This is a genomic window from Myxococcales bacterium, from assembly GCA_016720545.1.
Classification (GTDB): Bacteria; Myxococcota_A; Polyangia; order Polyangiales; family Polyangiaceae; genus JAAFHV01.
In genome coordinates, this window is sequence record JADKKK010000002.1 from 239271 (window position 1) to 259483 (window position 20213).

Annotated in this window: 15 protein-coding genes; 8 read left to right on the forward strand and 7 right to left on the reverse strand. The window is 70.9% G+C overall.

The annotated features are described in order from the left end of the window. Positions 1-68: 68 nt before the first annotated feature. Positions 69-893, reverse strand: a complete 825-nt coding sequence (locus IPQ09_04945; protein MBL0193567.1) for an electron transfer flavoprotein subunit beta/FixA family protein — start codon at positions 891-893, stop codon at positions 69-71. A gap of 147 nt (positions 894-1040) precedes the next feature. Here IPQ09_04945 and nadB point away from each other — a divergent pair, with 147 nt between their 5' ends. Beyond that, a complete protein-coding gene (gene nadB / locus IPQ09_04950) occupies positions 1041-2729 on the forward strand; it encodes an L-aspartate oxidase (protein ID MBL0193568.1) in 1689 nt (562 codons plus the stop codon). After that, the gene (locus IPQ09_04955; protein MBL0193569.1) at positions 2729-3544 is read left to right on the forward strand and encodes a hypothetical protein; all 816 of its coding nucleotides are present in this window, start codon (positions 2729-2731) and stop codon (positions 3542-3544) included. The genes nadB and IPQ09_04955 overlap by 1 nt, the downstream gene beginning before the upstream one ends. A gap of 90 nt (positions 3545-3634) precedes the next feature. Here IPQ09_04955 and IPQ09_04960 read toward each other — a convergent pair whose 3' ends face one another. Beyond that, entirely contained in the window at positions 3635-4510 is an 876-nt protein-coding gene (locus tag IPQ09_04960) for an OmpA family protein (GenBank protein ID MBL0193570.1), read from the reverse strand. 116 nt (positions 4511-4626) lie between these two features. Next, entirely contained in the window at positions 4627-6438 is a 1812-nt protein-coding gene (locus IPQ09_04965) for a hypothetical protein (protein MBL0193571.1), read from the reverse strand. A 96-nt stretch (positions 6439-6534) separates the two neighbouring features. Here IPQ09_04965 and wecB point away from each other — a divergent pair, with 96 nt between their 5' ends. Both wecB and IPQ09_04975 read left to right on the forward strand, forming a co-directional pair. Then, entirely contained in the window at positions 6535-7692 is a 1158-nt protein-coding gene (wecB, locus tag IPQ09_04970) for a UDP-N-acetylglucosamine 2-epimerase (non-hydrolyzing) (GenBank protein ID MBL0193572.1), read from the forward strand. Positions 7693-7705: 13 nt separating this feature from the next. After that, the gene (locus IPQ09_04975; protein ID MBL0193573.1) at positions 7706-8734 is read left to right on the forward strand and encodes a hypothetical protein; all 1029 of its coding nucleotides are present in this window, start codon (positions 7706-7708) and stop codon (positions 8732-8734) included. A gap of 123 nt (positions 8735-8857) precedes the next feature. On the opposite strand, the gene nadE is transcribed toward IPQ09_04975, so the two are convergent. The 3 genes from nadE to IPQ09_04990 form a co-directional block, all read right to left on the reverse strand. Beyond that, positions 8858-9832 (reverse strand): NAD(+) synthase, encoded by a 975-nt coding sequence (gene nadE / locus IPQ09_04980; protein MBL0193574.1) that lies wholly within the window; start codon positions 9830-9832, stop codon positions 8858-8860. A 21-nt stretch (positions 9833-9853) separates the two neighbouring features. Next, positions 9854-11395 carry an alpha/beta fold hydrolase gene (locus IPQ09_04985; protein ID MBL0193575.1) on the reverse strand — a complete coding sequence of 514 codons (1542 nt, stop codon included), beginning with the start codon at positions 11393-11395 and terminating at the stop codon, positions 9854-9856. Between the two features lie 91 nt (positions 11396-11486). Beyond that, on the reverse strand, positions 11487-13001 hold the full coding sequence (locus IPQ09_04990; GenBank protein ID MBL0193576.1) for an outer membrane protein transport protein: 1515 nt from the start codon (positions 12999-13001) through the stop codon (positions 11487-11489). Between the two features lie 48 nt (positions 13002-13049). Here IPQ09_04990 and IPQ09_04995 point away from each other — a divergent pair, with 48 nt between their 5' ends. After that, complete coding sequence (locus tag IPQ09_04995; protein MBL0193577.1) at positions 13050-13865, forward strand: hypothetical protein; 816 nt, start codon at positions 13050-13052, stop codon at positions 13863-13865. Between the two features lie 214 nt (positions 13866-14079). On the opposite strand, the gene IPQ09_05000 is transcribed toward IPQ09_04995, so the two are convergent. Next, positions 14080-15267, reverse strand: coding sequence for a hypothetical protein (locus IPQ09_05000; protein MBL0193578.1), 1188 nt, complete (start codon positions 15265-15267; stop codon positions 14080-14082). A gap of 293 nt (positions 15268-15560) precedes the next feature. Between IPQ09_05000 and IPQ09_05005 the strand changes: the two genes are divergently transcribed. The 3 genes from IPQ09_05005 to IPQ09_05015 all read left to right on the forward strand — a co-directional run bounded on the left by IPQ09_05005 (position 15561) and on the right by IPQ09_05015 (position 20153). After that, positions 15561-17726 (forward strand): bifunctional (p)ppGpp synthetase/guanosine-3',5'-bis(diphosphate) 3'-pyrophosphohydrolase, encoded by a 2166-nt coding sequence (locus IPQ09_05005; protein ID MBL0193579.1) that lies wholly within the window; start codon positions 15561-15563, stop codon positions 17724-17726. Positions 17727-17790: 64 nt separating this feature from the next. Then, a complete protein-coding gene (gene trmFO, locus IPQ09_05010; GenBank protein ID MBL0193580.1) occupies positions 17791-19209 on the forward strand; it encodes a methylenetetrahydrofolate--tRNA-(uracil(54)-C(5))-methyltransferase (FADH(2)-oxidizing) TrmFO in 1419 nt (472 codons plus the stop codon). A 2-nt stretch (positions 19210-19211) separates the two neighbouring features. Further along, positions 19212-20153: a helix-turn-helix transcriptional regulator gene (locus IPQ09_05015; GenBank protein MBL0193581.1), complete on the forward strand. Its 942-nt coding sequence runs from the start codon at positions 19212-19214 to the stop codon at positions 20151-20153. Positions 20154-20213: the final 60 nt, after the last annotated feature.

Sequence of the window (20213 nt, forward strand, 5' to 3'; positions counted from 1 at the left end):
AAAAGTGTTTAAAAACAAGGCGCCGCGCGTCGAGACGGGGCGCGGGCGAAGTCCCGAGCGAAGAACGCTCAGACGACCTTCGCCTCGGTCTTCAGCTTGGTGACGAGCTCTCCGACGTCCTTGACCTTGACGCCCGCCTTCCGTGCAGGAGGCAGCTCGTGGTCGAGGTACTGGATCTTCAGCGCGGTGTCGGCGGTGAGGTCGGAGAGCTTCATCTCCGCGAGCGGCTTCTTCTTCGCCGCCATGATGGCCATGAGCGCCGCGAAGCGGACGCCGTCGGGGTACGCGTGGGCGGCCGGGGTGTGGACCGACTGCACGCTCTTCGGGGCGACGATGCGAAGGTCGACCGAGACCACGGCCGGCAGCTCGACGCGGAGCTTGATGGTGCCGCCGTCGACCTCGCGGCCGACGAGGAGCGCCTTGTCGCCCTCGCTCTTGATGGAGCCCGCGAACGTGGCCTGGGGCCACCCGAGGTACTCAGCGAGCTGCTGCGGCACCTGGCTCGAGTCGCCGTCGACGGCCTGCTTGCCGCAGAGCACGAGGTCGGGCTTCTCCTTCTCGACCAGCGCCTTCAGCGCGCGGGCCACGACGTCGCCGTCGAGGGCCTCGTCGCCGGTGTCGATGCGGATGGCGCGGTCGGCGCCGGTGCCGAGCATCGCGCGGAGCGTCGTGTCGCACTCCTTCGGGCCGAACGTGACCACGACCACCTCGCCCTGGCGGGCCTTGGGGCTCGTGCCGTTCTCGGTGAGGCGGAGCGCGGTCTCGACGGCGTACTCGTCGAACGGGTTCGGCTTCCACTCGAGCCCGGTGGTGACCAGCTTCCCGGCGTTGACCTTCACTTTGTTCGCGTTGTCGGGGTCGGCGACTCGCTTGAGCGGAACGAGAATCTTCAAGATCGGCTCCTTCGCATGGCCCGCCGCCTAGCAATGAATGGCGGCAATGAATGGCGGTTCAGTTGGTAGGGGAATGGCGCGGCTGTGTCAACCAGCGACGCGGCTTTCTGGCGACGTAGGCGGGCGCGCTGTCCTACACTCCGCGGCATGGCCCTCACGTGCGACTTCTTGGTCATCGGCAGCGGCATCGCGGGGCTCTCGTTCGCCCTCGAGGCGTCGGAGCTCGGCGACGTGACCATCGTCACGAAGCGCGCGGCGGACGACTCCAACACGAAGTGGGCCCAGGGTGGCATCGCCGCGGTGCTCGCGCCGGGCGACACCTTCGAGGCGCACATCCAGGACACGCTCGTAGCCGGCGCGGGCCTCTCGCACGAGCGCGTCGTCGAGCTCTGCGTGAAGGGGGGCCCCGACCGCATCCGCATGCTCGATCGGCTCGGCACGCGCTTCGATCGGGCAGGGGTCCATGGCGCCCCCGCCGCCCCCTCCGGGGAGGGTGCGAAGGCCGGCGCGACCGCGGAGGGGAGCGAGCCCGAGTACGACCTGCACCTCGAGGGTGGGCACTCGGCTCGCCGGATCGCGCACGCGGGGGACATGACGGGCCGCGAGATCGAGCGCGCGCTGCTCGAGGCCGTGCGCAAGAACCCTCGGGTGCGGGTGCTCGAGGAGACCATGGCGGTCGACCTCATCACGCTCGCGAAGTTCGGCGGCCCCGAAGTGTGCGCCGGCGCCTACGTCCTCGACGTCGCGGCGGGCAAGGTGCTCACGCTGATCGCGCGCCACACCGTGTTGGCCTCCGGGGGCGCCGGCAAGGTCTACCTCTACACGTCCAACCCCGACGTGGCCACGGGCGACGGCGTGGCCATGGCCTACCGCGCGGGCGCGCTGCTGGCGAACATGGAGTTTTTCCAGTTCCACCCCACCTGCCTGTTCCACCCGCGGGCCAAGAGCTTCCTCATCAGCGAGGCGCTGCGCGGCGAGGGCGCGGTGCTGCGCAGGCTCGACGGAACGCCCTTCATGCGCGAGTACGACGAGCGCCTCGAGCTCGCCCCGCGCGACATCGTCGCCCGCGCGATCGACCACGAAATGAAGCGCTCCGGCGCCGACCACGTCTGGCTCGACATCACCCACAAGCCGGCCGACTTCGTGCGCGAGCGGTTCCCCGGGATCCACGCCGAGTGCCTCAAGTTCGGCATCGACATCGCGAAGGAACCCATCCCGGTGGTGCCTGCTGCACACTACATGTGCGGCGGGGTCTCTACCGATCTGGAGGGGCGCACCACGATCCCGGGCCTCTGGGCGCTCGGCGAGTGTGCGCACACGGGGCTCCACGGCGCCAACCGCCTCGCCTCGAACTCGCTGCTCGAGGGGGTCGTGTTCGCCCACCGAGCCGTCCGCGCGCTCGCGGAGGAGCGGGCGGGGGCCACGCCGCTCCGGCCGTTCCCCGAGGTGCCCGACTGGGACGTGGGACAGGCCGGCACGAGCGACGAGGCCGTCATCATCACGCAGAACTGGGACGAGCTGCGCCGCTTCATGTGGAACTACGTGGGCATCGTGCGCAGCGATCGACGCCTGCGCCGCGCGGCCCGCCGCATCGCCCTCCTCCAAGAGGAAATCACCGAGTACTACTGGCAGTATTTCGTCACGCGCGACCTCCTCGAGCTGCGCAACATCGCGACCGTGGCGCAGCTCATCGTCGGCTGTGCCCAGGTCCGCAAGGAGAGCCGGGGCCTCCACTTCACGACGGACCATCCCGCGGCCGATCCTCGGCTCGCGAGGACGGTCATCAAGCGAGGCGTGCCCGCGCAGCTCAGCGGCCTCGCGCCGACGGTGCGGTGATGGGCTCCGACGAGGACGACGACGACGGCGGTGGCCAAGGTGAGGGCGGCGGCGCGCCGCTCTCGTACCTCGGGGCCCTCGGGTGGACCTTCGGTCTGTCCGGCCTGACGGCGCTCATCGCGGTGGCAGCCTCTAGCCTGCGGCCTGGAGGCACGCTCGACGTGGGCACCGAGTTGCTCGCCACGGGCGCGGCGACCCTCACGCTGCTCGTCGCGATCGCCCGCGTGCACTCACCGAGCGTCGAGCTGTCGGAGCTCGTCGGGCTCCGGCGCGTGCCGGCGGTGCTGGTGGTGCTCGCCCTCGTCGCAGGGGCCGGCCTCGTGTTTCCGCTCGCGCACCTCGACGCGCGCGTCGCCGAGCGCTTCCCGCTGGACGACGAGCTCCGCGAGTACCTCGCGACGGACACCCTCCGGCAGCGGCTGCTCTTGTCGGTCTTCGCGGTGTTCGGCCCCCTCTTGGCCGAGCTCTTCTACAGAGGCGCGCTGTTCGGCGCGCTCGAGCGCGACAAGCCCCGCGACACGGTGGTCTTCGTGGTGACGGCGCTCGCCGTGTTCCCGCCGAGCGCTCACGCGCTCTTCTCTGGGCTCGCCTTCGCCGCGATCGCCAGCCACCTGCGCGGCGCGTCGGGCAGCGTGTGGCCCGCGTTGGCGCTCCGCTTTGGGGCGTCCGTGGTGGGCGTGGCGGCGCTGCTCACGCGCCACGACGACGACCACCTCCCTCGGAACGCCACCGCGGCGTGCGTGGTGGCTGCGGGGCTCGCGCTGCTCTTCTTCTTCGTCCTCGCCCGCCGCGGTGCGCAGGACACCGCGCGCTGAGGGCCGCCCCGGGGCGGGGCGTGCGGTCGTGGCGCCGCGCGCGCGGTGGGGAGGGGCGGCACGGTCGGGCGCGCGCAGGCGCGGCCGCTACTACTGGACGAGCTTGAACTCGACGCGGCGATTCTTCGCCTTGCCGTCTTTGGTCTTGTTGTCCGCGATCGGCTTCGTCGGGCCGTGCCCGACGGCGACGAGGCGGGTCGGCACGACGCCGTTCTTGACGAACCACGCCTTCACGGACTCGGCCCGGCGACGCGAGAGGTTGGTGTTCATCGCCTCGTTGCCTACGTTGTCCGTGTGACCGGAGATCTCCACGCGAACGTCGGGAAATTTCCTGAACACATCCGCGGCTTTGTTCAGCACGACGAACGACTTGGGATCGATGTCCGCGGAGCCGGGGACGAACACGATGCCGTCGATCGTGCCGGCGAACTGCTGCACGGCGAGGGGGACCTCGTCGGGGCAGCCGTCGTCGTCTTGGTAGCCGTTCTTGGTCTCGGGCTGCCGCGGGCAGCGGTCGGCGCTGTCGACGACGCCGTCGTGGTCCGTGTCCGCGTTGGGGTCCGGCGGCGGCGGAGGAGGCGGCGTCTCGGGACAGCCCCCGTTGGACTCGGGCCCTACCTCGCGGGGGCACTTGTCTTGGCTGTCGGGCAGTCCGTCGAAGTCGGCGTCGGGCGGCGGCGCGTTCGAGAGCATGCGCTCGGTGCGGCGCGTGAACGCGACCGTGCAGGTCGCGTTGTCCTGCGAGCGCTCGAACTTGTTGCATGCGTAGCTGCACGCGCGCTCGTCCGGCTGGCCGGTGAACTCGTTGTTCCAGGTCGGAGGGCTGCCCCCGGGGTGAACCTGGCAGGTGCACGAGCAAGTCCCGTCGAGAGCGACCTTCGTCGGGTCGTCCGCCGGGGGAGCGGCCTCACAACCTATGGCCCCGGCCAGCATCAGAACAGCGACGAGCGATTTCCCTGGGTTCACGAACATTCCTCCACGGCTAGCGGGTCACGCTACATGGACACCCCGCTCGTGAGCAACACTTCTGGCGTCACGCGCGCCGAGCCTGGTCGCGCCTCGCGCACAGGCCCGCCCGCGGTTCAGTCGGAGATCGGCTCGATCAGCACGAACGCCACCCCCTCCGCGAAACGGTAGCGCGTGCGGCCGTGCTCACCCGCCTCGCGTACGCGTGAGACAAGGTTGGAACCCCCCATGAGCTCCCGCACTCTCGAGACGAGCACCCGGACGCGGTGCTCCGCGTCCGCGGAGTCCGGCCCCGGCCCACCCGCGGCGCGCAGGACCTCTTCAGCGGAGAGACCGTCTTTCGCGCGGCGGAGGAGCTCGACCACGAGCGGCTCGAGCGCGCGGCGCCGCTCGAGCGAGCGCGCGACGCCGCCCGCGTGGAGGGTGTGGGAGATGGTGTCGACGAACAGCCGCTCACCCCCGCCGGGTCGCGGCAGCTCGCCGGCGAGCGCGCGCGACACCCCCTCGCGCGTCGTCACGAAGAACCGCTCGTCGCGCGAGGGCTGCGCGTCCCCGCGGAGCATGCGCCCTGCGAACCGCACCACGCGGCTGTCACCGGAGCGGAGCCCGACCGCGTAGAGGGCGCGGCTCGCGTCTCGTTCCGGGAAAGCCCACCCGTGGAGCTCGCCCGACAGCGCCGCCCGTTCGACGCAGAGGAGCGCGACGGCGCGTTGGTCGAGCGCGAGCGCGCACCGTCCGAGCACGAGGTTCAGCGTCCCCGTCACGAAGGCCTGCGGCAGCACGGTCGCGTGCGGCAGCCCCTCGTCGAGCGCGGCCTGGTGCGCGAGGGAGGCCTCGAGGGTGCGCGCGCGCGTCGCGACGAGGTCCTGCGCGTCGATGGCGTCCACGTGCTTGAGCTCGGCCCGCAGCCGCTCGGCGAGGGCGAGGGAGGTGCGCGCGCGCGCCGCGCGGCCCGCGGCAGCGAGCGCGAAGGTTCGGTGGCTCACGAGCTGGTAGCGCAGCGTGGGCTGGTCGTCGCCGTCGAGGAACGCGAGGGCCTTGTCGAGCGCCGCGAGGGCGTGCTTGGGCCGATCGGCGGCGATCTCTACGAGGGCGAGCACGTCGTAGGCGTCGGCGTGGCGCCAGCCGGCAGCGAGGTCGCGGCCTAGCTCGCAGGCGGCCTCGGCGTGGGCGCGCGCCTCGGCGGCGAGCCCCGTGGCGCTCTGCGCGAGGGCGACGTTGCCGTGCGCGCGCATCGCGGCGCTGCCGCGCGTGGGGGCGCGCGCGAGCGCTTCGAGGTAGTGCGTCGCGGCGGCGCCCGGATCGGCGAGGCGCATCGCCAGGTGCCCTAGGCTCATCGAGATGGCGACCCGGAAACCGCCGTCCTCGAGCTGGGTCGCGACCTGCTCGGCGAGGCGAAGCGACCGCGCGGCGCCGTCGAGATCGCTGACACGAAGCTGGAGCTCGGCCCGCAAGAGGTGGAGGTCGAGGTGCTCGCGGAGCGCAGCGCCCGGGGCCACCCCCGAGAGCTCGCGCGAGGCGAGCGCCCGCTGCCGCTCGGCGTCGAGAGAGCGCCCCTCGAGGTTGGCCAGAGTGGCCCGCTCGAGCCCGAGGCGAGCGCGCTCGATCGGCTCCCAGCCCCGCGGGAGCGCTGGGAGCCCCTCGGCCAGGGAGCGCGCGCGCTCGAGGCGACCTGCTTCGCGGGTCGCCCGGATGAGCCGCACGGCGATCGCCGGTGGGAGCGGGAGGGGCGCGGCGTCGAGCGCGAGGGACTCGAGCCACGAGAGCACGAAGGTGCCCTCTTCGGCGCCAGCGAGCCGGTCGACCAGCTCCACGACCTTCGCCGCAGGCACGGTCGCGCAGGGCGGCTCGCGCGCCTCCACCGCGCTCTGCGGAGGGGATGTGGGCGGACCAGGCCCACCCTTCGGCAAGGTGTCACGTCCTGCCATCCAGGGGAGCCTAGCGCGGATGGCGCGCGATGTGGAGCGCCCGCCCGCGCGACGATTTGCCGCCCGCGTGGCCGGCGCCCCGGTAGTCTCGCGGGGATGGCGTTCAAGATCCTATGTGTGGCAGGCGCGCGACCAAACTTCATGAAGATCGCGCCGATCTTGCGAGCGTTCGGGGGCGACCCGCGCTTCGAGGCGAAGCTCGTCCACACCGGGCAGCACTACGACGCGAAGTTGTCGAAGGTGTTCTTCGAGGACCTCAAGATCCCGCGCCCCGACATCGAGCTCGAGGTCGGCTCGGGCAGCCACGCGCAGCAGACCGCCGAGATCATGCGTCGCTTCGAGCCGATCTTGGAGGCCGAGCAGCCTCACGGCGTGCTCGTCGTCGGCGACGTCAACTCCACCGTGGGCTGCGCGGTGGTCACCTCGAAGTACTTTCTCCGCGAGCCCTACCTCTACCGCGGCCGCGCGCGGCAGCGCCCGCTGATGATCCACGTGGAGGCGGGCCTTCGCAGCTTCGACGACGACATGCCCGAGGAGATCAACCGCAAGCTCACGGACGCCGTGAGCGATCTGCTCTATGTGTCCGACCCGTCGGGCACGACGAACCTCGCGAAGGAGGGCGTCGCCGAGGAGCGCTGGGCCTTCGTGGGCAACGTGATGATCGACACCCTGCTCGCGGCGCGCTCCGAGGCCGACAAGTCGAGGGTGCTCGCCGATCTCGGGCTCGAGGCCGGCTCCTACGGCCTGGTCACGCTGCACCGCCCGAGCAACGTCGACGACCCGGTGGCGCTGAGGAAGCTCCTCGGCACGCTCCTCGAGATCGCCAAAGACCTGCGGCTCGTGTTCCCGGTGCACCCGCGCACCCGAAAGCGCTTGGAAGACGCGGGCATCCAGCTCGACCCGGCGAGGTTTTTGGTGGTCGATCCGCAGGGATACCTCGACTTCATGAAGCTCACGGCCAGCGCGAAGTGTGTCCTCACCGATTCGGGCGGCGTGCAAGAGGAGACCACCGTGCTCGGCGTGCCGTGCATCACGCTGCGCGAGAACACGGAGCGCCCGGTCACTTGCGAGGAGGGCACGAACCAGCTCGCCGGCGTCGAGCGCGAGGCCATCCTCGCGGCGTACGCGCGCATCGACGAGGTGCGGGCGGCGGGCAAGGTGCCGCGCTTCTGGGACGGCAAGAGCGCGGCGCGCATCGTCGCCCACCTCGGCCAGTTGCTCGACGCGCCGGCGGCGCCCACGGAGCGGAGCTGAGCGGCGAGCGGCCATGATGAAGACCCGTGTCTACATCACCGTGGACGTCGAGTGCGCCGAGGAGCGCGGCGCCGACCGCCCCCTCCAAGGGTACGACGTGCGGGTCTTCGGGCGCTTCGCGAACCAGCCCACCGAGCTCGGGATCGATCGGCTGATGCGCGAGCTCGAGGCGCAGGGCCTGCGCGGCACCTTCTTCACTGAAGCGCTCGGATCACACACCTTCGGTCGGGCGGGCCTCGAGGCCGCGTGCCGAGACATGGTCCGCCGCGGCCACGACGTGCAGCTCCACACGCACCCCATCCAGCGCGTCGCCGACTACCGCACCCGGGGCCAGGCGCCGGTCGCCGACGACATCGGCGCCTACGACCTCCCCACGCAGGTCGCCCTCCTCCGAGAGGGCGTGGGGATCCTCGAGGCCTGCGGTGTCCCGAAGATTCGCGCGTTCCGAGCCGGGAATTTCGGCGCCAACAACGACACCTGGGCGGCCATGGCGCAGGCCGGTCTGGCGCTCTCGTCGAACTACAACCCCTGCTACTTCCAGAAGAACTGCGCGATGCGCTTCGAGGGCGCCGGCGCGGGCCTGTTCGTCGCTCCCCACGGCGTGTGGGAGCTCCCCATCAGCACGTTCACGGAGCGAGGCGGCGGCCAGCGCCACGTGCAGATTACAGCTATTTCTCTGGGCGAGACCCTCGACTACCTCGAGAAGGCGCGCGCGCTCGGGCTCCGCGAGGTGACCATCGTCACGCACTCGTTCGAGCTCTGCCACATCGACTCGGTGTCGGCTCGGCTGGGGCGCCCGAACACCGTCAACCTGCTCCGCTTCCGCGGCCTCTGCGAGTTCCTCGGTCGGCGCCGGGCCGACTTCGAGGTCGACACGGTCGGAGCGCTCGCGTCGCGCCTCGAGGCGGGCGAGGAGCGCGCCCCCACGCCGCCCGTCACCCGCCGCCCCGCGGGCTCGCTGCGGCGCAAGCTCGCGCGTCTGCCGCAGCAGGCCCTGAAGCGCCTCGAGGCCAGCGCCGGCTGGTCGCCTCCGCTGCTGTAGCCCACCTGCGAGGCGGCCTCGCCGCTCGCCGCTCGCCCGCCAAGGTACAAAAACGCCTCGCCCCGGCGGCGCCCGCGAGGGGCGAGCCGGGGCGCTGGCGACCGCGCGCCGGCGGTCAGCCGGTCAGCCCGTCGGCTCGGCGACCAGGATCGGCGCGGCGTGGAGGTACTTCGCGAAGGCGCGCTTCCCGTCGATGTCGCGGAACACCCGCTCCACCTGCTCGGCGCTGACGCCGAGCACGGGCGCGGCCTCGGCGGCCGACACGCCGTGGTTCTTCGCGTAGATGGCGAGGTCCATCTTGTCGTACGGGAGGGAGTAGTAGAACTCCTCCTGCGACTGCGGCAGCGAGTAGGTGTCGGTCGTCGGGGGCCGACGGCGGACCTCCTCCGGCACACCCAGGTACTCGGCCATCGCGTACACCTGCGATTTGTACAAGTGCGCGATCGGCTTCACGTCTGCGGCGCCGTCGCCGAGCTTCACGAAGAAGCCTTGGTCGTATTCGACCAGGTTCGGCGTGCCCGAGACGGCGTAGTTCAGGCGGTCGGCGTGGTAATACTCCAGCATCTTGCGGCAGCGCTGCTTGAAGTTCGTCGCCGCGACGATGCCGAGGTAGCCGGGGAGGGGCAGGCGCGCCTTCACCTCCTTGCCCTCGGGGCTGAGGGCCACGACCGAGAAAACTCGGTACGAGTCGGTGTCGACGACCGACGGGAGCACGATCTTGCTCTTCCAGCCGGGGCCGTACTCGGGGATGGCGGTCTTGATGGCCTCGTCGCGGCGCTGGTAGGCGCGCGCGCCCTCGAGCAGCGGCGACATTTCCTCGACGGCGAAGTCGATCTCGAAGTGCTTGCACATGAGCGCCGACAGGTTGCGGGTGTCGTCGGAGTTCTCCTTCTCGGGGAGCTGAAGACCGAAGACCCGCTCCTTCCCGAACGCGCGCACCGAGAGCGCCCCGACGACGCTCGAGTCGATGCCACCCGAGAGCGCCACGATCACGCCCTTGCGCTTGAGCGTGCCGAGGACGGCCTCGCGGAGCTTGGCGGTGATGCGCTCGGTTTCTTGGGCGCAGTCGAGCGTGAGGACGTCTTTGCTAAAGGCCATTTGCGCGCATTCTCCTGTGGGTCAGTCGTTCGGCGGGGGAGTCGCGCACTTTACGGCGGCGCCCTTGTCGTCGACGAGGGCTTTCTCGTCACTCGGGCAAGCCGCGGGAGCCGGCCCCCCCAGGGCCACGTTCGCGATCCAATCTGCCACGTAATCGCTCCGGACGTCGACGATGCTGCTGTGGGTCGCGTCGGGTTCGACGCACACGGTCGTCTTGGTCTGGTCTTGCTTCAGGCGGTCGAGCGCGCACTGCATGCGATCCTTCGGGATCGTCGTGTCCTTCGCCCCGTAGAGCAGGAGCATGGGCGTCTGGGCCGCGGCGCCCGTGAGCCGCGGGCGGTCGGCGGCGTAGCGCTTGGCCCACTTCACGCACGCCGCGTTCGCGGGGTCGCAGTCGTTGATGCCGGCCGCGACCAGCGCGACCGTCTTGACGAACTCGGGATCGAAGAGGTCGTTCGGAAGCGTGCCGAGGGCCTCGAGCTGCGGGTACTTCGCGTCCCAGCACTGGCCGTCGACGAAGGCCTTGATCTTGTCGGCCTTGTCGGCCGGGAAGAGCTTCTTGCCCTCGCCCGGGCCGTCGAGCAGCTCGGCGTGGGTGTAGTGGTACCAGACTGACACCGCCGCGATGCTCGGCACCGTGGCGATGGGGTAGTCCTTGCTTACGCCCGAGAAGAGGGCCGCACCCCAGGAGCGCTGAGAGAGCCAGAGCGGCGCGTACACGGCTACGCCGGCGATGGGCAGCTCGGGGGCGTACGCCGGGGCGAGCGCGAGGGCCGACAGCGCCGAGTGTCCGCCCTGCGAGTGGCCGACGAGCACGACCTTGTTGTCGAGCACGGGGAAGAGCTTGCGCATGGCCTTCGCCGAGTCGAGCGTCGACTTGCCCACGTCCGCCGCGCCCGCGTAGACGCTCGGCGGGTTGCCGGCGGCGCCGTAGTTCGAGTACCCCGCGAGGTCGGGCAGCACCACCGCGTAACCTGCGCCCACGAGCGGGTACACCAGGCTGTAGAGATCGTCGTTGACGTACTCAGCGGCCTTGTCGAACTTCGACGCGGCGCACGCGGCGGCCTGCCCGCGGCTGCCGCGGGCCGCGACGACCACCGGGAGCTTCTCGGCGCGCGGGGTGTCGGGGACGTAGATGATGCCGCTCGACGCCGCGGCGGTGTTCTTCTCGTCGCCGCGCTCGGTCTTGAACTGCACGCGGTACACACGCGCGCCGCTCGTCGCGGGCTTGCCCTTGTAGCCGACCTCGGTGAGCTTGGCCGTCAGGGCCTCCTTCGTGAGCGGGGTCTCGGTCGAGCAGCGCGTGATGTCGCCGCGACCGGCCGCGTCGGCGGGGGGCGCCCCATACACCGACTCCGGCGCGTCCGCGCAGGGCAGGGCCGGGGTCTTCAGCGTGAGCCCACCGCCGCCGGCGTCGCAGTCGGTCGCGCCCGGCGTGCAGGTTCCGGGCGGGTTGGGCGCGGGCTTCACCTCCGACGAGCAGCCGCCGAAAGAGAGCGCCGCGAGCGCGATGAGCGAAAGCGAAACGGTGGACGCGATCGTTAGTCGAGCGAGGTGCTTCATGAGACTCCGGGCCACGCCGAGCTGGCGCGGTGGCGAGAGGGAAGTCCGGACTGCCCACGACGCCGGGGACTCCCGACGCCGGGGAGGCGAGCTAGAAGCTGAGCGTCACGTTCGCGTTCAGCATTCCGATGGTGGACGAGTACTTGCCCTCGGCGCTCGGCGAGCGCGACGGCTGGAGATTCTTGGCGTAGACGCTCACGCCGGTGTTGTCGACCGGCATGAAGAAGATGTGGTTGTAGCTGCCGGCGAGAGCGATGCGCTTGGAGAGCTCGTAGCGGAGGCCGGCCGCGGCGTAGATACGGAACGAGTCGATCGTGTTCGCGTCGATCGTGGCCTTGGGCACCGCCGAGGTGCTGAACCCGAGGCTGCCGAAGAGCTCCACGTCGGGGCTCAGGAAATACGAGGGGCCGGCGCGGAAGCCGACCGCATTTTGCCAATCGCGCTTCAGGTTCAGCACGACGTCGCGGCTGTTCGCGGCCTTCTCGGCGTCGGTGGCGCCCGCCGGGCCGCCCGTCGCGCCGTCGATGTTGCACTGCTTGCCCGCGAGCACGACGCACTGCCTGTCGAACACCGACCAACGCACGAAGTCGACGTCGGCTTTCAGCTCCCACTTGTCGCCGGGGAGCTTGTACGCGGCGCCGAAGCGGATGATGTCCGGGTAGGTCTGGAGAAAGTCGATCTTCTGGATGTCACCGGCCACGCCGGAGCCGAGCACCTGGGTGAGCTCCCCCGCCATGCGGGTCTCGCCGAAGCCGGGCTGGCTCGTGTACGAGATGCCGAGCTTCAGGCGGTGGTCGAGGCCGCGGCTGCCGGTCTTCTCGGGGGCCCAATAGAGACCGAACGTGGCGCCCACGTTGAACGCGTTCGCCTTCAGGTAGCTCCGCCCCTCGGTGAGGCTGCCGTCGGGCCCGCGGACCACGTCGCCGTCGTCGGCGTTGCGCGCGCGGACGGTGCCGACCGTGTGGTAAATGCCGCTCACGCTGGCGCCCACGGAGAAGTTCGCCGGGAGGGTGTAGGAGGCGGCCAGCGTGGCGTGCATCGCGAGGATCGTCCCCGAGATGGTGTGCCAGCGCTGCGGGCCGTCGGTCGAGCCGGGGATGCCTTGGACGCCGCCCCTCTTGTCCCACGTGGCCATCCCGCCGTAGGGGATGTAGCCCGCGAGGCCGAGGCGGAAATCTTTCGTGCCGAGATCGGTCGTCGCGCCGATGTACGGGAGCGCGAGCAGGTTCTTGAGGGTGCCTTTGCCGGTGTTCGCCGCGACGCAGTCGGGGTCTTTCTGGCAGTCGGCCGACGGCGCCGTGGTCGCCCGCTCGTACGACGCGAAGCGCGCCACCACCGACGCGTCGATGATGAGGTTCGTGCCGTGCGTGCCGCCCATCGCCGCGGGGTTGTAGTAGACGGCGTAGGCGTTCGGCGTGGCCGGCGTGCCCATGTCGGAGCCGTAGCGCGCCGTCAGGTAGCCGCTGGCGCGCGCCTCCGAGGCGAAGCCGAGCAGCCCGAGGGCTGCCAGCGACGGGATGGCGAGGCGCGCGAGGCGAGGCAGCCGGGGGGCGAGACCAACCGCGAAACCAGGCGCGTGGGCGCGAGCAAATCTCCGCGAAAGCATGGTCGGAAGCACTACCACGGAAACGTTTTCGTGCTAGACGAAACCGTCATGAAGCGCAGTCTGTTCGGCGTGGGTGTCGCGCTGGCCCTCGGGGTCGGGTTCGTCGTGGCGTGCATTCCGCACCCCTCGGAGGACTACGCCGATTTCCTGGAGCGCACGGCCGACTACCGCAAGAAGCCGCCGGTCGACGACTCCGGCCCGGTCGACGCGCAGGCGCCCACGCAGGCCATCGAGGGCATCTACTACGGGTCCTGCCTCTCCGCGCTCTCGGTCGGCGATCTCAACAAGGTGCTGCGCTTTTACACCGAGGTGCGCTTCGTCCCGGGCACTGGTGGCGGCAAGCTCGACATCCAGTTCACGCCGCTGAAGGGCGTCGACTTCTCCTCTGGGCAGCCCCTTCCCTCGCCGCCGGCCAAGGTGGCGAAGTCCGAGACCCACGGCGCCTCGTTCGGCACGAAGGGCGCCGACGTGTCCTCCACGGGTCGCTTCGAAGTGAGCTTCGCCAACGTCATCATCGACAAGAACGCGAACCCCATCTCGGGGCGCGAGATCTCGATAGACGCGGTGTTCTTCCGCGGCCTCTTCTCAGCCGGCGGTGGCAGCCCGGCGCCCGAAGCCGACGCGGCGGCGCCAGACGCCGCCGCGGGCGACGCGGGCGCCCCGGCTGACGCGGGCGCTCCCCCGCCCACCGACGCGGGCGCCTCTGCGGGCAACGCGCGGTTCTGCGCGACCCTCCAGGGGAGCGTGACGGTCCCCATCAAGCAGTTCCTCGACCCCGCCGAGAACTTCTGCGTCTTCGTGCCGGTCAAGGAGGGCGACGCGCCCCCCGAGGTCAAGCGCGACGAATACAAGTGCAAGCTGTAGCCGCCTGACGCGGGTGCGTGGGCGCCTGCGCGTGGCGTAAGCTGCGCGAGCGCAGGGGCGTGGTGTGTGGTGTGTCCGCGCCGCACTGGGCGCGTCGCGCCTCGGCCGCGCGAGCCGGCGCAGGGCCCGCGTCCGTATGCAGAATACAAAAAGGCGAAGGGCGCCTCCCGGGGGAAGCGCCCTCCTGCGAGGCCGAGCGGCCTCTAGCTGCGACTCACTGCTCGAGCGCCGGGACCGTGGGGTTGGTCGGGAACGCGAGGAAGTGCGGCTTGCGGTTCGCGAAGGGCCCCGTGGCGGCGGCGACCTCGCCCACGGCGATGAAGACGTGGCCCTTGCCGAGCTCGATGGGGGTGGAGGGAGAGGTCGCCGCGACGGCCGACGCGAACGAGTAGTTCGGGATCGGGAGGGCCGGGTTCAGCGTGAGCGCGTCGGCCGTGAGGCTGACGCCCGCGAGCTTGACGAGGGCGGTGATCGGGGCGTTGTAGGCCACGGCTGCGGGCGAGAACGGCTTGAACGCGCCGGCGTCGCCGCCCGCGTCCGCGCCGCCGCTCACCACGCCGGGGTTCACGGGGCCGATGACATCGGCGGCCGACGTGACGTGCATGAACTGTGCGCCGAGCTCGGACGTGCCGACCGCGCCGCGATCCAGCTTGGTGACCTTCAGCTCGAGGTTGCCGGTGGTGGGGTTGTAGCTCGAGCCACACTTGGCGGCCACGACGCCGACCGTCGCGTCGGTGTAGCCCTTCGCGCAGCCCTGCACCGAGACCACATACGTGGACTCGTTCGCGAACGTGCCGGCCGGGATGACGCCCACCTTGATGTAGTCGACACCCTCCGCGAGCTGCACGCCGCCGTCGCCGGGGCCCGCGTCGGGGTTGAAGCCCTTGCTGAACAGATCGCCGCAGGAGGTGTTCGCGCCGGCGCCGGAGCCGAAGCCCTTGGAGGCCATGAGCGCCGCGTTCATCGCGTAGCCCTCGAGGCGCGTGGTGGAGAAGTCGGTCTTGGCCGGGAGCACGCCGCCGGTGCCCGGGAGGAGCGCGGGGAAGGGGAGCCCGCCGGCAGACTTGTTCGGGAGGGCCGGGACGGGCAGGAACGGGTTCGTGCCCTCGGGGCCGGCGCGGAGGCAGAGGCGGATGGCGCCGTTCACGGCTTCCGCCGGGCCGGTGCCGCTCTCGAAGGCCGTGCCGAGCCAGTTGGCCGCGTGCACGAAGATGATCTTCTGGGACTCGGGCGGCGGCGCCGCGTCGGGCGGGGTGGTGCCCGTGCCGGTGCCGGTGGCCGTGCCGGTGGCCGTGGTGGTCGCCGTGGGCGCCGTGTCCTTGCCGGCGTCCGAAGCCGGGGTGACCGGGTCGTCGCTACAGCCCTGGAGCACCGAGCCTGCGCCCACGCCGGCGAGAATCATGGAAGCCAGACTGAGACGAAGCCAATTGTTCTTTTGCATCGCGATCTCCTCTAGAGAAAACAAAGAGCGTCCGCGACGATCGCGCGGCCCCCAAGACGTAGCGCAGCGTAGGCTGCCTCGGGCCACCCTGCAACCTGAAGCGCCAGCGTACTCCCTATTTTTGCGGGGTATGACCCGCATGTCACGGGGTGTAGCGGGTCCGCAGCGCGACCACGCGAGGCGGGCGGTTCGTTGCCCACCGCGGGGCGCGGTGTTACCGTTCTCTGTGCGAGCGAGCCGCTCTTCGCGCCCCGATGCTCCCCGTCGACGACCTTATCCTTCGGATTCGCGCTTACCAGCCGACGGCTGACGCCGAGCTCGTCAAGCGCGCCTACGACTACAGCTTTCGCATGCACGCCGGGCAGATGCGGAAGTCGGGAGACCCCTACTTCATCCACCCGGCGAGCGTCGCCGGCGCGATCGCCGACCTGCGGCTCGACACCGCGAGCGTGTGCGCTGGGCTGCTGCACGACGTGGTGGAGGACACCCTCGCCACCACGAAGGATCTGGAGCGCGAGTTCGGCGAAGAGATCGCGCAGCTGGTCGACGGCGTCACGAAGCTGAGCAAAATCAACTTCACCTCGAAGGAGGACCGGCAGGCCGAGAATTTCCGGAAGATGGTCGTCGCGATGTCGCGCGACATCCGCGTGCTCTTGGTCAAGCTCTGCGACCGCGTCGACAACATGCGCACGATGCAGCACATGAAGCCGGACGCGCAGGAGCGGATCTCGCGCGAGACCATGGAAATCTACGCGCCGCTCGCCAACCGGCTCGGCATGGCCGAGTACAAGTGCGAGCTCGAAGACCTCGCGTTCCGGTACCTCGAGCCCGACGGCTACCAAGAGGTCGTGCAGGGCATCCAGAAGACCAAGGCCCAGCGCGAGAAGTACATCGCCGACGTGTCGCGGACGCTCGCGAGCCGCCTCGCGGAGCAGGCGTTCGCCGCCGACGTGTCGGGCCGCGCGAAGCACCTCTACTCGGTGTGGCGCAAGATGAAGCAGAACGAGTGTTCGGTGGAGCAGATCCACGACCTCATCGCGTTCCGCGTCATCGTCGAGAGCGTGAGCGACTGCTACGCGGCGCTCGGCGTCATCCACTCCAAGTGGACGCCCGTGCCCGGGCGCTTCAAGGACTACATCGCGCTGCCCAAGCCGAACATGTACCAGTCGCTCCACACGACGGTCATCGGGCCTGGCCGCGAGCGCGTGGAGATCCAGATCCGCACCCACGACATGCACCGCGTCGCGGAGCGCGGCATCGCGGCCCACTGGAAGTACAAGTCGCGCCACTCGGGCGGCATGTCCGACGACGACGTCGCGCGCTTCGGCTGGCTCCAGCAGCTCATGAAGTGGCAGAAGGACCTCAAGGATCCCGCAGAGTTCCTCGAGGGCGTGAAGGTCGACCTCTTCCAGGAGGAGGTGTACGTCTTCACTCCGAAGGGCGACGTGAGGGTCTTCCCGCGCGGGGCGACCCCGATCGACTTCGCCTACCAGATCCACTCACAGCTCGGCGACCACATCACCGGGGCGCGGGTGAACGGCAAGCTCGAGCCGCTCCGGTACAAGCTCCGCAACGGCGACGTGGTCGAGGTCGTCACCTCCCCCAGCCAGCAGCCCAGCAAGGACTGGATCGACCTCGTCGCCACCACGAGCGCCCGCGCCAAGATCCGCGCGTTCCTCCGCACCGAGCACCGCGAGCGCAGCTATCGGCTCGGCAAAGAGCTCGTGGAGCGCGAGTTTCACCGGGCGAGCGTGTCGTTCTCGAAGCTGCAGAAGAACGAGAACGAGCTGCGCAAGGTCCTCGAGGCCCTCAAGGTCGCGACGATCGACGAGCTCTTCATCCAGGTGGGCTACGGCAAGGCCGATCCGAAAGACGTGCTCCACGCCGTCGCGCCGCCCGCAGAGGACGGCTCCGCCGACGCGCCGGAGAGCATCCGCGAGGGGCGGATCGCCGGGTTCGTGCGCAAGGTCATCAAGGGCGACGACTCCGGCGGCATTCGCCTGAACGGCATCGACGACGTCCTCGTGCGCTACGCAAAGTGCTGCAGCCCGCTCCCCGGTGACGACATCCTCGGGTTCATCACGCGCGGGCGCGGCATCACGATCCACCGGCGCGGCTGCGCGAAGGCGTTCGACACCGATCCCGATCGCCGCGTGGAGATCCAGTGGGACTCGAAGGCCAAGATCAACCGCGCAGTGCAGCTCAAGGTGGTCGCGCAGAACCGTATGGGGATCCTCGCCAACGTCGGCAGCACGTTCAGCGCCCAGGGCATCAACATCACCGAGGCGAACTGCCGCGCGGGTGACGACGGGCGCGCGATCAACATCTTCACCTTCGTGTGCCAGGACCTCACGCAGCTGAAGACCGTCATGCGGGCCCTGCAGAAGCTCCAGGGCGTCGTGGCGGTGGAGCGCGCCTGACGCGAGCTCGCGGGGCGCGCGGCGGCGGGCACGGACAGGCGCGGGCGTGCTAGAGGACCACGCCGTGAGCGCACGCGAAGTCTTGATCGTGGGAGCCGGCCTCGCCGGGTGTGAAGCGGCCTTTCAGCTCGCCGAGCGCGGCGTGCAGGTGACGCTCCTCGAGCAGAAGCCGCTCGCGCGCACCCCCGCTCAGACGAGCGACAAGCTCTGCGAGCTCGTCTGCTCCAACAGCATGCGCGGAGCGGCGCTGGTGAACGCGGTAGGCCTGCTCAAGGAAGAGCTCCGCCGCGCCGGCTCGCTCGTCCTCCGCGCGGCCGAGGTCGCGAAGGTGCCGGCGGGAGGCGCGCTCGCGGTCGATCGCGACCTGTTCTCCGACGAGGTGACCCGAGTGCTCGCGTCGCACCCGCGGGTGCGGATCGTCCACGAGGTCGTGTCGGCGGTCCCGGAGGCTTCGGCCGAGCGCCCGGTCATCCTCGCGACCGGTCCGCTCACCGGCGACGCGCTGGCCGCCGATCTCGCGCGGGCCATCGGCGCCGAGCAGCTCGCCTATTACGACGCGATCGCGCCGATCGTCGCCGCCGACAGCATCGCGTGGGACCGGGTGTTCCGGCAGTCGCGCTGGGGCAAGGGCGGCAGCGGCGGCGGCGAGGGCGAGGGCGAGGGCGACGGGGCCGGCGACGCCGCGCTGGACGCCACGGCCCTCGGCGACGAGGCCTACGTCAACTGCCCGTTCGACGAAGAGGCATACAAGGCCTTCGTGGCGCGCGTGGTCGCCGCCGAGAAGGTGTCGCCGCGCAGCTTCGAGGAGACACGCTACTTCGAGGGCTGCCTGCCGATCGAGGTCATGGCGTCGCGTGGCGAGCTCACCCTCGCCTTCGGGCCCATGAAGCCGGTGGGGCTCACCGATCCCCGCACCGGTCGCCGCCCGTTCGCGGTCGTTCAGCTCCGCCAGGAAGACGCCGCGGCCACCGCCTACAACCTCGTGGGCTTCCAGACCCGCATGACGTACGGCGCGCAAGCCGAGGTGTTTCGCACCATTCCGGGGCTCGAGGAGGCCGAGATCCTCCGCTTCGGCAGCGTGCACCGCAACACGTTCGTCAACGCGCCCGAGCTGCTCGACGAGCGCATGCAGCTCCGCGCCCGGCCGCACCTCTACCTCGCGGGACAGATCACCGGCGTGGAGGGCTACGTGGAGAGCGCCGCGGGCGGGCTCGTGTGCGCTCTCGGGCTCGCCCAGACGCTCGCGGGCCTCCCGTTCACGCCGCCGCCCCCGACCACGGCGCTCGGGGGGCTGCGCACGCACCTGTCCCGCCCGCAGCCCCGCTACCAGCCGTCCAACATCACGTGGGCCTGCATGCCTCCGCACGAGAACCGGAGGTTGAAGAAGCGCGATCGGTACCAGGCGCTCGCGGAGCGCGCCCTCTCGGACCTCGACGCGTGGCTCGCCGCCGCGCCGCTCGCCAGGCCCGCGCCGCCCGCCTGAGCATGGCCGAACGCGCGCCCCCACCGAGGCCCGAGACCGCGCCGGCCGCGCGCCCGGAAGACGGGGGGACGCACATCCTCGTCCTCCGGGATCCCCGGGCACTCGAGCGGGAGCGAGTCGCCGCGCGGCCCACGCTGGTCGTCCCCCTCGAGGGCGCGGTCGTCGTCGAGGCCGCGCCGCTCGCGGCCCGCGTCGATCGCGCGAAGCTCGCGCTCGTGCCCGCTCGTGCCCGCTTCCGGCTCCGCGCCGCGGCGCCCGTCGCGCCGACCGCGCTGGTCGAGCTCGGCGCGGCGGCCGAGGAGGGCTGCTTCGTCGAGTACGCGGGCCACGTGGACCGCTCCACATACGCCGAGGTGATGGGTGAGCCCCGCGTGCTCCCGCGGACACGCTGGGTCCACGAGCTCGTCCACCGCTACGTGTTCGAGCGCACGGTGTGCGAGAAGCACGCGAGCCAGGCGTCGCGGTTCCTCGAGACCGAGCTCGTAAAGGAGATTTACTTTCTCGGCGGCGAGGCCCTCGCTCAGCGCACGCGCGCGTCCGTCACGCGAGACGACGCGCCGCTCGTCGCGCGCGCGCGGGCGCTCCTCGACGCCCACCTGTTCGACGACGTCGGCTTGCCCGCGCTCTGCAAGCGCCTCGGCGCGAGCGAGTCGACCCTCTCCCGCGCGTTTCAGCGCGAGGTCGGCACTTCCCCCGCCGCGTACCGTCGCGGCCGACGCCTCGAGGAGGCGCGGCTCATGCTCGAGACAGGCGTCTACAGCGCGAGCGAGGTCGCGCACCACGTCGGCTACGCCACCCTGGCCGCGTTCACGGCGGCCTTCTCGCGCAGGTTCGGTGAGCCGCCGTCCGCGGCGCGCGGGCGAGCCCTCGGCGGCGCGCACGCGCTGCCGCCCCACGGGGAGCCCCCGCGGCGCCCGACGCGCGTCCCGGCGCCCCGCGCGTGATGGAATCGCGTCGTGAGCGAATCGCGTGAGGGGATCGCGCAAGGCATTGACCGATTCGCG